Source organism: Flavobacterium saliperosum (assembly GCF_900100625.1).
GTDB lineage: Bacteria > Bacteroidota > Bacteroidia > Flavobacteriales > Flavobacteriaceae > Flavobacterium > Flavobacterium saliperosum.
In genome coordinates this window covers 361,195-376,328 of sequence record NZ_FMTY01000001.1, presented here as the reverse complement: position 1 = coordinate 376,328, position 15,134 = coordinate 361,195, and the positions used below count along the sequence as shown (strand labels likewise).

At 39.5% G+C, this 15,134-nt stretch carries 12 protein-coding genes; 2 read left to right on the top strand and 10 right to left on the bottom strand.

Annotation, left to right across the window (positions count from 1 at the left end; translation table 11 throughout):
* Nucleotides 1-4: 4 nt before the first annotated feature.
* Both BLQ05_RS01790 and BLQ05_RS01785 read left to right on the top strand, forming a co-directional pair.
* Nucleotides 5-1,312 (top strand): TolC family protein, encoded by a 1,308-nt coding sequence (locus BLQ05_RS01790; RefSeq protein ID WP_023575421.1) that lies wholly within the window; start codon nt 5-7, stop codon nt 1,310-1,312.
* 74 nt (nt 1,313-1,386) lie between these two features.
* Entirely contained in the window at nt 1,387-1,809 is a 423-nt protein-coding gene (locus BLQ05_RS01785; protein ID WP_035653895.1) for a CBS domain-containing protein, read from the top strand.
* A 37-nt stretch (nt 1,810-1,846) separates the two neighbouring features.
* Here BLQ05_RS01785 and rpe read toward each other — a convergent pair whose 3' ends face one another.
* The 10 genes from rpe to rpsO all read right to left on the bottom strand — a co-directional run bounded on the left by rpe (nt 1,847) and on the right by rpsO (nt 15,028).
* Nucleotides 1,847-2,512 carry a ribulose-phosphate 3-epimerase gene (gene rpe / locus BLQ05_RS01780; protein WP_023575419.1) on the bottom strand — a complete coding sequence of 222 codons (666 nt, stop codon included), beginning with the start codon at nt 2,510-2,512 and terminating at the stop codon, nt 1,847-1,849.
* Between the two features lie 206 nt (nt 2,513-2,718).
* The gene (locus tag BLQ05_RS01775) at nt 2,719-3,582 is read right to left on the bottom strand and encodes a sigma-70 family RNA polymerase sigma factor (RefSeq protein ID WP_023573483.1); all 864 of its coding nucleotides are present in this window, start codon (nt 3,580-3,582) and stop codon (nt 2,719-2,721) included.
* Nucleotides 3,583-3,719: 137 nt separating this feature from the next.
* Nucleotides 3,720-4,424, bottom strand: a complete 705-nt coding sequence (locus BLQ05_RS01770; protein WP_023575418.1) for a hypothetical protein — start codon at nt 4,422-4,424, stop codon at nt 3,720-3,722.
* 99 nt (nt 4,425-4,523) lie between these two features.
* Entirely contained in the window at nt 4,524-6,281 is a 1,758-nt protein-coding gene (locus BLQ05_RS01765) for a hypothetical protein (protein ID WP_023575417.1), read from the bottom strand.
* A complete protein-coding gene (locus BLQ05_RS01760) occupies nt 6,278-7,522 on the bottom strand; it encodes a DUF4249 domain-containing protein (protein ID WP_035653893.1) in 1,245 nt (414 codons plus the stop codon). The genes BLQ05_RS01765 and BLQ05_RS01760 overlap by 4 nt, the downstream gene beginning before the upstream one ends.
* A gap of 12 nt (nt 7,523-7,534) precedes the next feature.
* Nucleotides 7,535-8,737, bottom strand: a complete 1,203-nt coding sequence (locus tag BLQ05_RS01755; protein ID WP_023575416.1) for a DUF4249 domain-containing protein — start codon at nt 8,735-8,737, stop codon at nt 7,535-7,537.
* 17 nt (nt 8,738-8,754) lie between these two features.
* Nucleotides 8,755-11,532, bottom strand: a complete 2,778-nt coding sequence (locus BLQ05_RS01750) for a TonB-dependent receptor (protein ID WP_023575415.1) — start codon at nt 11,530-11,532, stop codon at nt 8,755-8,757.
* Between the two features lie 4 nt (nt 11,533-11,536).
* Entirely contained in the window at nt 11,537-12,238 is a 702-nt protein-coding gene (locus tag BLQ05_RS01745) for a hypothetical protein (protein ID WP_162147774.1), read from the bottom strand.
* Between the two features lie 224 nt (nt 12,239-12,462).
* Nucleotides 12,463-14,613: a polyribonucleotide nucleotidyltransferase gene (locus BLQ05_RS01740; RefSeq protein WP_023575413.1), complete on the bottom strand. Its 2,151-nt coding sequence runs from the start codon at nt 14,611-14,613 to the stop codon at nt 12,463-12,465.
* Nucleotides 14,614-14,758: 145 nt separating this feature from the next.
* Nucleotides 14,759-15,028 carry a 30S ribosomal protein S15 gene (rpsO, locus tag BLQ05_RS01735; RefSeq protein ID WP_023575412.1) on the bottom strand — a complete coding sequence of 90 codons (270 nt, stop codon included), beginning with the start codon at nt 15,026-15,028 and terminating at the stop codon, nt 14,759-14,761.
* Nucleotides 15,029-15,134: the final 106 nt, after the last annotated feature.

The window sequence follows — 15,134 nt, the reverse complement described above, 5'->3', positions numbered from 1 at the left end:
GGGTATGAGATATAAAATTTTATTTCAGATAGTGATGCTTTTAGCCGTTTTCTTCCATGGGAATGCTCAGGAAGTATTGACGGTGGATGAAGCGGTTCAGATTGCGCTGAAAAATAATTACGACATTAAAATTGCTTCCAATGATGCTGAAGTAAGCAAAGAGAATAAAAGCATTGCCAATGCAGGGATGCTGCCAAAACTGGACGCTACTTTAACGCAGAGCAATACGATTCAGAATACCAAGCAAACACAAGCCACCGGAGAAGTTCGTGAATTGGATAATGCCAAAAACAACAGCTTGGTGTATGGGGTGAGTTTAGGATGGACGGTTTTCGACGGGTTCCGGATGTTTGCAAGATACGATCAACTGAAAGCCTTGGAAAAACAAGGCGAAGTACAGCTGAAAATGATGGTATTAACGAAGGTCAGCGATGTCATGACCACCTATTACGATTTGGTGCAACAACAACAATTGGTAAACGCGTTGGATACTACGATTGTAATTTCAAAACAACGTTTAAAAACAGCCGAGAACCGATTTACCATCGGAAAAGCATCCAAACTGGAAGTGTTGAATGCCCAGGTGGATCTGAATACCGATTTGTCGAATCTGTTGAAACAGAAAGAGCTGTTTGAAACTACTAAGATTCGGTTAAATGAACTTTTGGCCCGTGATGTTGCCACTGATTTTAAGGTTGTGGAAGAAGTTGCAGTCGATGATACATTGAAATTGGTTGATTTGAATGCCCTGGTGGAAAAACAAAATCCGCAGTTGCAAATGGCGTTGCTGAATAAAACGGTTGCCGAGTTGGATTTGAAGCAAGTCCGTGCCAATCGGTATCCGACCGTACAATTAAATTCGGGGTATACTTTTAACCGCTCGGAGTCCAGTTTGGGATTCGTGTCACAATCCTCGGGAAGGGGGTTTAATTATGGTGTTTCGGCTTCGTTGAATATCTTTAACGGGTTTCTTCAGAATCGGAACGAAAAAATAGCCAAACTTCAGGTAGAGAATTCCACGCTTGTTATCGAGCAGCAGAAACAAACGATTACTTCGCAGCTGGCTTCCCTTTTTCAGACGTATCTGACCAATGTGGAATTAGCCAAACTGGAAGAGAACAATGAAGCGATTGCCAAGCGAAATCTCGAAATCACTTTGGAGAAATTCAGAATCGGAACCATTACCACTATTGAATTCCGTAGTGCACAGCAAAATTATGTAAATGCGATTGCCAGAAACAGCAGTGCTAAATTTCAGGCCAAAATTTCTGAGGTCATGCTTAATGAAATTGCAGGAAATATCAAGTTTTAAATTTTAACTGACATTTGTCATCAATTTTGTAACTTTATAGTAGTAAATTTATTTATAATCAATAAGTTACAATTATGAAACAGCATGTTCAGGTGTCGACTATAATGACGCAAAATGTAGTAAAATTGAATTTGACGGACGACTTGACCAAGGCCGAAAGTTTGTTTAAAGAACACAAAATTCGTCATATTCCTGTAGTTAGCGGCAGTAAAATTCTTGGGATATTAAGTTATACCGATTTGCTACGGATTTCCTATGTTGATGCCGCAGATGATGAAGACGAAGTGGTGGATGTGACGGTTTATAATATGTTTACTATTGAACAGGTTATGAGTAAACATCTGGTTACCATTACACCGGAAACCACAATTAAAGAAGCTGCTGAAATATTGGCTTCCAAAGAATTTCATGCCTTGCCGGTGTGTAAAGGCGGTTTGTTGGTGGGAATAGTGACCACAACCGATCTTATTCGGTATCTGTTAGAACAATACAATTAAAAAAGGCGCTGAGATATCAGCGCCTTTTTTTTTGTTTTTATATTTGGGTAATTTTTTTCAGATGCGCAGTCGTTTCAATCGGATTTTCGGCATTGAAGATATAACTTCCGGCTACCAATACATCCGCTCCGGCTTCAACAAGTTGTTTTGCGTTTTTATCGGTAACGCCACCGTCAATTTCAATCAGGGTGTTTAAGCCTTGGTCGTTAATCATTTTTCGCAGTTTTCGAACCTTGTTATAGGTTATCTCTTCAAATTTCTGTCCTCCAAATCCTGGGTTTATCGACATAATCAAAACCATGTAACATTCTGGAAGAATGTCTTCCAAAACAGAAACTGGAGTTGATAAATTCAAAACCACACCTGCTTTACAACCTGCATTTTTAATTTGTGTAAGTGTTCGGTGTAAGTGAACGGTAGCTTCGTAGTGAACAGTAATGATATCGGCACCTATTTTAGCGAATGTTTCAATGTATCTTTCCGGTTTTTCAATCATCAAGTGTACGTCTAAAGGTTTAGTCGCGTGCTTTTTGATGGCTTCAATTACCGGCATGCCATAGGATATGTTGGGAACGAAAAGTCCGTCCATCACATCAATGTGAAACCAATCGGCTTCACTTTGGTTAATCATTTCGATGTCGCGTTGTAAATTGGCGAAATCTGCTGCCAGCACGGATGGTGCTATTAGAGTTTGTTTACTCATGGTATTTAATGTTGTTGTGTTGTTTTTGCAAAGATAGTATAAAAAGCAAAACTCCGGTAATCAGCCGGAGTTTCAATCATCAATCAAAAAACGAACAGTTATTGAAACTGTTGTTACTTTCTATATTTTTATGGACATCTGTCAAATTTTCGTCTGTAAAGTTAAAATAAACAATTCAATTTACAACTTTTTAACGAAATTTCCAACTATCCTAAGTAAGTCTTAAGAATTTTACTTCTTGAAGTATGTTTCAGTCTTCGGATGGCTTTCTCTTTAATCTGACGTACACGCTCACGCGTTAAGTCGAAAGTTTCACCGATTTCTTCCAGCGTCATCGGGTGTTGGTCGCCCAATCCAAAATACAAACGCACCACGTCCGCTTCTCTTGGTGTCAATGTTTCCAATGCTCTTTCGATTTCCGTACGTAACGATTCGTGAATCAGTTCCCTGTCCGGATTTGGTGATTCTCCAGAACGTAAAACGTCGTATAAGTTGGAATCTTCCCCTTCCACAAGCGGTGCATCCATCGATAAATGACGACCGGAGTTTTTCATACTCTCTTTAACGTCATTCACGGTCATGTCCAATTCCTGTGCGATTTCTTCTGCTGAAGGTGCGCGCTCGTTGGATTGCTCCAACAAAGCATACATTTTATTGATTTTATTTATCGACCCAATTTTATTCAATGGTAAACGAACAATACGGGACTGTTCGGCTAATGCCTGAAGGATTGATTGACGGATCCACCATACGGCATAAGATATAAACTTAAATCCACGCGTTTCGTCGAAACGTTGCGCAGCTTTAATTAAACCCAAGTTACCTTCGTTAATTAAATCGGGTAATGTTAAACCCTGATTTTGGTATTGTTTTGCCACCGAAACCACGAAACGCAAATTAGCTTTCGTTAATTTTTCTAATGCTCTCTGGTCTCCGGCTTTAATGCGTTGTGCTAATTCTACTTCTTCATCGGCAGTAATTAAATCAACTTTCCCAATTTCCTGAAGGTATTTGTCTAAGGAAGCAGTTTCACGGTTAGTAACCTGCTTGGTGATTTTAAGTTGTCTCATTTAAGAATCTCCTTGTCTTTTAAGTGTTCAGGTAGTTATACGTAAAAGGTTGCAAAAAAGTTACAACTCTATAAAAAAAATAACAGTTCTTTCAGAGAATATGCCCTGAAAGAACTGTTACAATCAAATAACTAACTCTATAATTTTCTCGTACCCGTCCAGGTGCCGTTTTCAGGCACTGAATTTTGCCAGGTACCGCTTATTGTATTGTTGTTTATGGTTCCCGAAAATGCACCTCCATCGAAAGTTCCGGTAATGGATGTTCCGGTAATGGATCCATCGAGGTAAATCGCAAACGTGTCGTCATTGGGAAGTGCTAATCCAAGGGCATAACCGTCGGATGTGGTGGCGATATTGAAAACACCAACGGAATCTCCGCTAAAAGTTCCCAGATAACATTTGATGTGTGCAAAGGAATATTCTTTAAAAATCTGTACGGATGCATTGGAATGTCCACTAATGTTCAGATTGTTAATCAACGGGTTTTCTCCATCGGCCAACACATTAAAATCGAAAGATGAAGTTCCGTTGGTAAAGGTTAATCCTGAAATTTCCTGCCCGTTCGAGACGGCTTCCGTAGTGGTGAAATTGTAAACCGTTCCGTCAATAACCATTTTTGCTGAAACGGTGTTGGTGTTATTGATGTTCACATAAACAGTACCGGATGAGCCAACGAAAATCCCTTTGTATACCCCGTAATTGCTGGCGTCATGTTCCACTTTCGCTTCAGGAGCGGTTGATAAGGTATTGTCGTCAGGAGGCAAGGAGGTATCATTACTGTCATCGTCAGAGCAACTGGCCAAGACCATACTGAAAACAAAAAGAAGAATAATTTTTTTCATAATGCTCAATTTAAAGATTTACATAAATTTAGCAACTTTATGTTCTTCATGACAAATTAATGACGGTATAATCGATTAAATGTCAGGTATTTCAGTTTATTATTCTACTGTTAAGTATTCTTTTATTGAAACCGCCTCCCCTTGATTGGTAAACCCTTCTATTGAAATTTCAAAACGTCCTTTCACATCTGAGGTGTAAAAAAACAATCGGGATTCATTCTCTGTTAAACCCGTTTCCGGTAACCAAAACAACTGGTATCTGAAATCCGGAATCCTTTCGTCATTTGAAAGCGAATAATCGGGACTAAAGTATTTTTTCTCTGTTTGGGGTCTTTCTATGGTAACGTCTTTAATGAAGGTGCCGGAAGTTTTTGTCTTGTAGTCCTGCTTTTTGGTAACAAAATTAATGACTCCGTTAAATACTTTCGGACCGTAAACATAACCCTGATTGACAAAACTCACCTTGTAGATATTCTGCATGTCATATTCAAACAATTCATTTACATTCTGAATCAAAAGTCCGTCAACCAAAACCAAAGCTTCTCCGTAGGCTTCTCCCTGTGCTGAAAAATCTTTTATAAGGAGGGAATAGGTATCGTTCTCTTTTTTATAGGAAACCTCATAAAGTACCTCAATGATTGTCTCTTTTAAAGAAGGAAAACGGGTGTAATCATCCAGGACATACTCTTTTTCAAGAGGATGAAAGAACGAAACGTTTTTCAGAGGATTGGCAAGACTGTCTTTTTTCTTTTGGTAATAATTGTTCTCTATCTGATTTGCAATGGATCGGTTTTCAATTTCTCTTTTGTTTTTTGGATGCAATTGTAAAAGAGCGGAAACGTTCGCCGTATTTAATTCAGGAGTATTTGTTTTGTCCAAAACGATTTCATAATCATTCCGGTCTTTTTCCATAACCTGAATAATCGCTTCAGTAGTACCGGGATGCCTGTCAAGAATGAAGTTGAATTTTCCATTCTCCTCGGTTTTTGCTACCTTGAAGCCAAACGATTTACCCGGAAGGGAAAGCGCAACTGTTTTGTCTTTCAGGTCTTTAGCGCTGTCTTTTCCGACGATTTTCCCTGAAATATTTTCGCCACGCAACTCCGGTAGAAAGCGGCTTTTTTCGGTGTTGGAATTGTTCATCCCCGGGAACGCGTTGATGAAGTCGATGGAAGATAGCGTTTCAGGCGTCGGAAGACTGTCTGTTTTCCTTACCGAAACCGAAAAACTTCCGTCCAATTTTTCTTTTGAAATGGCATTGATTGTAAGACTGACCTTTTCCCGGAGACTGTATTTTTCTTTGTCTGTTTTTACCGTAATCAAACTTTTGTTTAAAGCAGTAGTCTCTCCTTTTTTATGAACATTTGAAGGAGACAGTGACTCTGTTTCAGAAGAAATATTTTTAGTGATTTCTCCCGGAGTGTTGCTTTCAAAAGGATTTATAAGGTAAATGGCTGTTTTTGAGATTCCTTTTTCCGCTTTATTCAAAGACCAGTTTGTATAGGCGATAAGTTTGTAATTACCAGTTTTTAACGTTGTCGAAAGGAAGAAATCACCTTGTCCGGTTCCGTTTTTTAAGGCTATTTTTTGTTTCAAAACCGATTTGTTCCCGTCGTCAAGTAATTCAACATAGCCAATTTTGCTGATGAGACTGAGCTTTTTTTGGAGAGGATTTAAAGAATATACTTTGAACAGCAGTGTCTCTCCGGTCAGTAGCGTTGTTGTGTTGCAATGCACATATAGTGTTTCTTCAATGGTGTTGATTTGACTTATGGATTTTGCGGAATAGTTATTCTGACCAATAACAAAGGTATTGGTTAGGAGGAATAGGGCTAGAAATGTGATTTTTTTTGTCATTGCCAAAATGGAGGTACTATGTTAGATGAAAAGGTTGTGCAATCGCCGCATACCCGCTTAACCATGGTGAAATAAGGGAAATCAGACGCGTAAAAAATCAGCCTGTTTGACCGGATGGCGTCTCGTAAAGCGCCTCCCTCTCCTCCGGTTCCACAAGGAATTTCCGGGGTTGGGTGGTGATTTACGCCAAAACTCATACTGTCAAAGGTATACTCGAGGCATTCATAGGGATATGCAGGGAGATGGGTGTTTGGGAAAATGTCATGAAAATTGAAAAAGATTCTTTTTGATGAAACTGAAGCCACTTCGAAAAAGCCCAAGACTTTTTCTTTGGGATTGGAAGCAGACTGAATGTTTCCGTTAAAAAATCCGGGCTGATTGGGGGATAAGAGGCTTTCTGATTCAGACATGTCTTTCATTGTTTTGTAAAAAGTATAGGCTTCAATACTTTGTACATATTGTTTTACCATTATGCTGTAGCGTTCGGCAATGGTATAATCGGTGTTGGAAATAAAACGAACCGGGAAATTGATAACCCTGTCTTCGTTGAAGGTGCTTGTAGAGGTCTGAAGGATTCCTACCGAAGCTTTTGTAGTATAACACACCCGAGACTCCCCGGTCTTCAATACAAGGCTAATGGTTTCGAACCCCGGAAATTGCGTTCCGGCACATATTAACGGGTGATTTAATAAGACGGTTTTAAACGGACTCCATTTTGGGACGACTACTTTTGAAGTTTCTTCGTATTCGTAACGGTAATATTTGGAAGATCCCGTAGGGTCATAACTGTTTACCCCAATCTCAACACCGGTTATTCCGTCTTTTGTAATGACGTTGGTACTCAGGCTTTCCATTTCGTTGACGGTGGTCAGGGTTTGGTTTGAGGAGGCGTATTGTTTGCCATCACTGGTGGTAATAAACAATTGATATTGTCTTCCTGGGCTAGCCTGAAATTGGGTGGTAGATTCGTACACTTCGTTTTGCTCACTAAACTCGTAGCGATTCCCGGCGTCATCTTGTACGTATACTTCGGCACCCGACTCAAAAGTAGGACCGTTTTCTTCAAATACATACGTTTTGCTGATTTTTACCTGATGTTTTTTTAATTCGTTGGTGATGGTTGCCTCAATTACAAAAGCTTCTTCAAACGTTTCGGTTTGGAGTTTGTAAGGTTCTGTGCAGTTGACGAATGATAAAGGAATCACCAACAAGAATAGGAATTTATAGAACTTGAATTTCATGCTCATGCTTTTTTATTGCCAAAAAGGAGGGACCACATTAGATGAAAAAGTAGTGCAATCACCACAAGCCGCGGGTACCATAACATAAGTGGAGTGTGTTTCGCTTAGGGGATTGAAAATAAAATCATAAAAGACTTTTTGACCGCTTTGGATATAGCTGATTAATTTGAAGCCGTCTCCCAGCGGATTGGTTCTGAAATCTCCGCAGTCTAAGCTTTCTTCCGGACATTCCATGAAAAACTGTGGTATCGGTTCGTTAGGGAAAACATCGCCGTAATTGAAAAATATTCTTTTTTCAGACACCGAACAAACATCAAAAAAACCAATGACTTTTTCTTTGGGATTACTCCTGGATTTAATGTTGCCGGATACAAAGCCGGGTTGGTTGGGGGATAGAAGTTCCCCGGAATCTGATAAGGCTTTAATTATCTCATAGTACTCGTAGGCCTGTTGGCTTATTACAAATTGCCTTGCCAGGATGCTGTATCTCTCGGAAAGCATGTACTCCCTGTCACCAATAAAACGAATGGGAAATTTAATGACCGAGTCTTCCATTAAATCTGTGGTATTTGTTAATAAGAAAGTGTCTGATTTTTTGGTGGTGAAACAGGTTTTGGATTCGTACCCTCTTTCCATATAACTGACTGCTCTTTCATTTAACAGATACGCTTTGTAGTTTGACCATTTTGGGACTACTACTTTATAGGTTTCCTCATATTCATAACGATAGAATTTTGAAGTGTTGGTGGGGTCCGAGCTGTTGACACTGATTTGAACGCCTCGTTGATTGTTGCTCTCCGCTATGTCGGTATCAATACTGCTGATTTGGTTTGCAGTGGTTAGTTTTTGAATGTCCGAAGCGTATGTCTGTCCGTTTTGGGTAGTCACAAGCAATTGATAATTGACATTCGGGAGTGCTTGAAATTCTGAAACGGAAACGTAAATTCCATTCTGCTCCGTAAAATCATACCGGTTGCCGGTATTGTCCGTTATGTAGACTTCTGCTCCGGATTCCGCAGTTGGGCCGTTTTCCTCAAACTGATAAGTACGACTGATTTTTATCTGCTGTCTTTTTAGTTCGTTTGTAATGGTCGCCTCAATAACCAAGGCGTCTTCAAATGTGCTTGTTTGCATCTGATACGGCTCTGTGCATCCTATAAAACCGAAGCATAAAAGCAGGCAAACGATGGCGTTCAATGTGGTTCTTGTTTTCATTTCTCTTCGTTTTTAAATTAAAACTTGAAATTATACGTTATGGTCGGTACCGGCACAGAAAATATGGAAGTTTTGTAGGCTTTCACTTCTCCGCTTTTGGTCACAAAAAAGATATTATAAGGATTGTTTCTTCCCAGCACATTATAGATGGAGACGTTCCAAAAACTGTGTGCCAATTTTTTTATTTTGTGATTCCCTTCAATATTTACACCGATATCCAAACGGTAATAATCCGGAATTCTGAATTTATTTCGATCACTGTAAAGCGTATATTCCGCGTTTCCGTAAGTGTATTTTCCGATGGGATAGGTTATAGGTCGTCCCGTTTGATATACAAAGTTAGTTGATAAACTGTATCTTTTGGTGAATTTATAATTCAATACCGCACTCACATCGTGAGGTTTGTCATAATTTGCCGGAAAATAGTCGCCGTTGTTAACTTTGTCCGAATCGAATTTACTGTCCAATTTCACGAAAGTTCGGGAATAGGAGTATCCTAACCATCCGTTAAGTTTTCCGGATTGTTTTTTTAACAGGAATTCGACACCGTAAGCCTTTCCTTTGCCTTTTAAAAGCTCGGTTTCGATGTTTTCGTTCAGTAACAATTCGGCGCCCACCCTATAATCCAAAATGTTGTTGATTTTTTTGGTGTAGCCTTCCAGACTTACTTCAAAATCTTTTTCGGCAAAATTCTTATACAATCCTATGGAATACTGATCGGCATTTTGTGGTGCGATGTTCAAATCGGAAAGTTTCCAGGTATCGGTTGGTGATTGTGTCGTGTTACTTGACAATAAGTGTAAGTATTGATAGGTTTTGTCATAACTTGCTTTCACTGAAAAGTCATCGGTTATGAAAAACCGCGCAGAAACTCGGGGTTCGAAACCGCTGTAAGTCTTAATAACCTCGTTGTTTCCGAATTGTCTTGTTTCAACCACTGTGGCATCTGAAACGGGCATATTTGCTTCGTATACTCTTTGAGAAGAAGATCCCAGAGCCGCATAATAGGAATAGCGTATTCCGGCATTGATTAGTAATTTTTCGGATACTTTATACGAATCTGCAATATAAATTCCGGACTCAAAGGCTTTCTCTTTTTCAAGAGTGACAGGAATCAGTAGGGTTTCCTGTCCGGTAGGATTCAGATAGCCCGGATTGATGTTGTATAGTTTTCCGGCCACACCATAACTTATTTTGTGCTTCTCGTTTAAGGCATAGCTGAACTTGAATTGAAGCTGGTTCTCGTCAATTTTATATCCGAAATCAAAAGATTTGGTCATGTCGTTTTCCTTATCATAATCGATATTGAATTTGTATTGACTGTTAGAAAGAATTAATGCGGCTTTGTGTTTGGCACTGAATGCGTGATTCCACTTCAGTGAAAAAATACGATTACTGTATTTATAAAGCGAATCGGAGGAAACACTGAAGGCATCATGACTGTAGTATCCGGTAGCTTCGATATCGTTGTTGGCATTTATCTTGTGGTTGTATTTTATTACACCGTCATAAAAAGAAGCCTTACTGTTTTTGAGTGATTTCTCATCCAATGTTTTTAAGATCCAATCCGAGTAAGTGGCTCTGGCTCCAACCAATAAACTCGCTTTTTCTTTTACTATTGGCGCGCTTACCGTGATATTACTGGTCACCGGACCTATGCCTCCTTCACCTGAAAGTTTCGTTGTATTGCCGTTTTTTGTGGTAATGTCGAATACGGACGACAAACGCCCTCCGAATTCTACCGGAATACTGCCTTTGTAAATGTCGGCACTTCCAATCGTAAACGGATTTATTGCTGAAAAGAAACCGAAGAAATGTGCCGGGTTGTAGATTACTGCATTGTCTAAAAGTATCAGATTCTGATCTGTTTTTCCGCCACGAACATTAAATCCGGACGATCCTTCTCCCGCGGTTTTGATGCCGGGAATAGTGGTGGCTACTTTCAGAATGTCTCTTTCTCCAAGAACCATCGGTATGTTTTTCAGTCCTTCGATATTGATGGACGTTACTCCGGTATTGGCGCTTTTTACGGTTTCGCTTTTTTTGCCTTTAACGATGACTTCTTTCAGCTGGTTGATGTTTTCCTGTACCGTAAAATCCATTTTTCCGTTACTGTACATCATTATTTTTCGGGTTATCTTTTTGAAAAGAAAATTTTCTGTTTCAATGATGTTTAATCCAATCGGCAGCTTTATGGTAAAAAAACCTTCGTTGTCCGTAATCGCGGTTGCTTCGTTGTCTTTGGCGCGTATAATTACTTCCGGAACAGGTTTGCCGGTTTTCGCATCTTTCACATAGCCGGATAGTTCGAAGGTTTTTCCGTTGGAAACCTTATTTTCCTTGCCTACAAAAGCAACATTGTTATCATTTTCATTGATGTCGTTGTTGAATTCTTTCTCAAATACGGGACTTCCCTGAAAAACAACGGTAGTGCTTTGGGTTATGTTTTTCTCCGTATTGAAATAATTCTCCGGTAATTTGTCGTAAATCACGCTGTTCTTTGTTAGAATTATCTTTTGATCCGAGAGGTAATAATTTAATGTCGTGTTTTGAAGCAATTCGTTGAGTATGGTTTCAATAGCAGTTTCCGAAAAACGTTGGTTAATCGGTTCCGAATAGTTTTTGAACCAGTCTTTGTCAAAATAGAATTTAAAATCGGTATCCTGTTCGATTATTTCAATGGCTTTTTCAAGGGTAACAGCATTAAAGTCAAATGAATATTTTTTGTCCGTAACCTGAGCGGCGCCAATCTGATGCAATAGCAAGACTATTATCGTAAGAAGAAGTTTTTTCATTGGATTACTTAGTGTTGTTTTCAATTGCATTGTTCAGATAGGTGATTAACTTTTCGTAAAATAGTAGCTCGTCGGTCTTTTTTAATTTTCCCGAAGCAGAATAAAAGTCGTTTATTTTCCTTTTTTGCTCAGGAAAAAGTTTTATAAGATCTTTCTTGGAGCTGATTTTATTGAAAGCGCCATTCCTTTTGATAAAGTATTCGTAATTGTCATCAAACTCGTTAAATACCGAGGCTCCTTTCAGCACTTCTCTTTTGTCACGGTGATGTCTGATGTAAAAGGTGAAATTTTTCCCGGATACATTTTCTTCGTAATATCCTGTTTTAATTGGGCTTAAAGGAAAAAGCAGACTGTTTATGAGAATGAAATTCCTGTTGTTTATCCTGAAGGAGGTAACTCTGTCATGAATCAGATTGATGCTGATAATGCCGGAATTTTGCGGTTTGTATACGAGAATGTCCTTGTATAGGTCGTATTTAAGGGGAATGTCGAAATACTGCTGGTTGTTATAGGTAACATTGCCGGTTTCGAAGTTGTCGGAAGGATAATACCGGTGTTTGTTGTTCAAGACACGGAACTCATTTACGTGTACTGTCCCGTTGTTGATGTCAAGATTTTCGCTGCCAAGCGACTGATCGAAATGTTTGGTAAGTACTTCTTCGGAAGTCTGGGCTTGTGCGATATTTATTGCCGATGCTAAAAGCATTGTTAACAGTAGCTTGGAAAGAAATGGGCTGTGTTTGGTTTTCATCTGAAATTTATCTAAAAAAAAGAATGGATAATTCTTACGCAATTTAGAGATAAATTCTATCCAAAAATGTTAAAAGTACATTTATGTTTTAAAAAAAATCTTACTTTATTGACTGTAAAGCAAAAACCCCGTTTCAAATAAATGAAACGGGGCTTTTTATGAATTAATCTTCTAAAAAATTAACCTTGTTGTGGAGTGTCTTTTTTCTCCTCACGTGGAGGTCTTGGCAATAAAGCTTTTCTTGAAACTTTTTCTTTTCTTGTTTTCGGATCCACACCTAAGTATTTTACCATAAACACATCGCCCATTTTAACCACATCGGAAACATTTTCCGTGCGTTCCCAAGCCAATTCCGATACGTGAAGCAATACTTCGTTTCCAGGTGCCGCAGTATATTCTACCACCGCTCCGAAATCAAGCATTTTGATTACTTTCACTTCATAGGATTCGCCTACAGTAGGTTTGAAAATGATAGAGTCGATTTTCGCCAATACCGCCGCGATTCCGTCCGGATTTGTTCCAAGGATTTCAACCACACCCTGTTCGTCCACTTCGTTGATTACGATAGTAGTTCCGGTGGCTTTCTGTAATTCCTGAATCACTTTTCCGCCCGGTCCGATTAAGGCGCCAATGAAGTTTCCTGGAATCGTACGTGTGATGATTTTCGGTGCTTTTGGTTTTACTTCCGGTCTTGGTTGTGCAATGGTTTCGGTGATTTTACCCAAAATGTGTAAACGACCGTCACGTGCCTGACCTAAAGCCTGCTCCATAATGTCATAACGCAATCCTTCGATCTTGATATCCATCTGACAAGCGGTAATCCCATCAGCCGTACCGGTAACTTTGAAGTCCATATCACCCAAGTGATCTTCGTCTCCTAAGATGTCCGATAAAACCGCGAATTTTTCACCATCCGTAATTAATCCCATCGCAATTCCGGAAACCGGTTTTACCATTTGAACGCCTGAATCCATCAAAGCCATAGTTCCGGCGCAAACCGTTGCCATAGACGATGAACCATTCGATTCCAATACTTCCGATACAATACGGATAGTATAAGGACAATCAGCAGGAATCATGTTTTTCAAAGCACGTTGTGCCAGGTTTCCGTGACCCACTTCTCTACGGGAAGTGCCTCTTAAAGGTTTTGCTTCTCCGGTGGAGAAAGGAGGGAAGTTATAGTGTAAATAGAATCTTTCTTCCCCTTGTTCCGATGGAGAGTCAATTTGGTTCGCTTCTCTGGAAGTCCCCAAAGTAACCGTTGCCAAAGCCTGAGTTTCTCCTCTGGTAAACAAAGCCGATCCGTGAACTGAAGGCAAGTAATCGGTTTCACACCAGATAGGTCTGATTTCCGTAGTTTTTCTTCCGTCCAAACGCACGCCTAATTCAAGAATTACGTTACGAACCGCTTCTTTGTTGGTTTTGTAGAAGTATTTGGAAACCAAATCTCCGTTTTCTGCCAATTCTTCTTCAGTAAATAAAGATTTTACTACTTCTTTTACTTCTGCAAATTGTGCTGTTCTTTCGTGTTTCGCTGTTCCTTCTTTAGCAATGGCATAACACATATCGTAAGCGGCAGCTTTTACTTTTGCGTAAATCGCTTCGTCTTCTCTTTCTCCTTCGTAAGTACGGATTTCTTTTTTACCAAAAGCCGCCTGTAATCTTTCTTGTGCTTCGATTTGAACCTTGATGGCCTCGTGTGCAAATTTAATGGCTTCCACCATTTCTGCTTCCGAGATTTCTTTCATCTCTCCTTCCACCATGGCAACCGAATCTTTAGAAGCGCCAATCATCATGTCGATGTCTGATTTTTCCAATTCTTCTCTGCTTGGATTGATGACAAATTTCCCGTCAATTCGCGCTACACGAACTTCTGAAATCAATGTGCTGAAAGGAATGTCGGATACGGCTAATGCTGCAGACGCTGCCAAACCGGCTAATGCATCCGGCATAACATTTTCGTCATGAGACATTAACTGAATCATTACTTGCGTTTCAGCGTGATAGTCATCCGGGAAAAGCGGGCGTAATACACGGTCTACAAGACGCATGGTCAACACTTCGCTGTCACTCGGACGGGCTTCACGTTTAAAAAATCCGCCTGGGAAACGGCCTGCAGCTGCAAACTTCTCACGGTAATCTACGGTTAAAGGTAGAAAATCAATTCCCGGATTAGAAGTACGGGCTGATACCGCCGTTGCCAATAGCATAGCGTCTCCCATACGAACCACGACAGAACCGTCTGCTTGTTTGGCTAATTTTCCTGTTTCGATTGAGATGCTTCTGCCATCTCCTAAATCGATAATTTCCTGAAATACTTTAGGAATCATAAAAACTTAATTCTTAATTAAACAATGGGTCTTAGTTGTGTTGTTGTTGTGTTGTTGTAGTTGTCTAATACCCAATGAAAAACCAAACTTTTTTCTGTCAAAATATACAAAACAAAAAGAGGCGCGCGAGCACCTCTTCTTCTGATTATTTTCTGATGTTTAATTCTTTGATAATCGCACGATATCTGTTGATATCTTTTTTCTTTAAGTAGTCAAGAAGACTTCTTCTTTTACCTACCAATAAAACTAATGAGCGCTCTGTGTTATAATCATGACGATTTTTTTTCAAGTGCTCAGTCAAGTGAGAAATTCTGAATGTGAATAACGCGATTTGACCTTCTGCAGATCCGGTGTTGGCTTCTGCTCCTCCGTGTTTAGCGAAGATTTCTGATTTAACTTCTTTAGTTAAGTACATGCTAATATTCTTTAAATGATTATTATGTAGCGCGATAGGTTTATCCTAAAACGTGGTGCAAAGGTAATTTTTATTTTCCGAATAGGCAAATAATTACGGAAACTTC

Excerpts from the sequence above, each read along its gene's own strand:
- BLQ05_RS01790 (WP_023575421.1), top strand. The coding sequence starts at position 5 with ATGAGATATAAAATTTTATTTCAGATAGTGATGCTTTTAGCCGTTTTC.
- BLQ05_RS01785 (WP_035653895.1), top strand. The coding sequence starts at position 1,387 with ATGAAACAGCATGTTCAGGTGTCGACTATAATGACGCAAAATGTAGTA.
- rpe (WP_023575419.1), bottom strand. The coding sequence starts at position 2,512 with ATGAGTAAACAAACTCTAATAGCACCATCCGTGCTGGCAGCAGATTTC.
- BLQ05_RS01775 (WP_023573483.1), bottom strand. The coding sequence starts at position 3,582 with ATGAGACAACTTAAAATCACCAAGCAGGTTACTAACCGTGAAACTGCT.
- BLQ05_RS01770 (WP_023575418.1), bottom strand. The coding sequence starts at position 4,424 with ATGAAAAAAATTATTCTTCTTTTTGTTTTCAGTATGGTCTTGGCCAGT.
- BLQ05_RS01765 (WP_023575417.1), bottom strand. The coding sequence starts at position 6,281 with ATGACAAAAAAAATCACATTTCTAGCCCTATTCCTCCTAACCAATACC.
- BLQ05_RS01760 (WP_035653893.1), bottom strand. The coding sequence starts at position 7,522 with ATGAAATTCAAGTTCTATAAATTCCTATTCTTGTTGGTGATTCCTTTA.
- BLQ05_RS01755 (WP_023575416.1), bottom strand. The coding sequence starts at position 8,737 with ATGAAAACAAGAACCACATTGAACGCCATCGTTTGCCTGCTTTTATGC.
- BLQ05_RS01750 (WP_023575415.1), bottom strand. The coding sequence starts at position 11,532 with ATGAAAAAACTTCTTCTTACGATAATAGTCTTGCTATTGCATCAGATT.
- BLQ05_RS01745 (WP_162147774.1), bottom strand. The coding sequence starts at position 12,238 with ATGCTTTTAGCATCGGCAATAAATATCGCACAAGCCCAGACTTCCGAA.
- BLQ05_RS01740 (WP_023575413.1), bottom strand. The coding sequence starts at position 14,613 with ATGATTCCTAAAGTATTTCAGGAAATTATCGATTTAGGAGATGGCAGA.
- rpsO (WP_023575412.1), bottom strand. The coding sequence starts at position 15,028 with ATGTACTTAACTAAAGAAGTTAAATCAGAAATCTTCGCTAAACACGGA.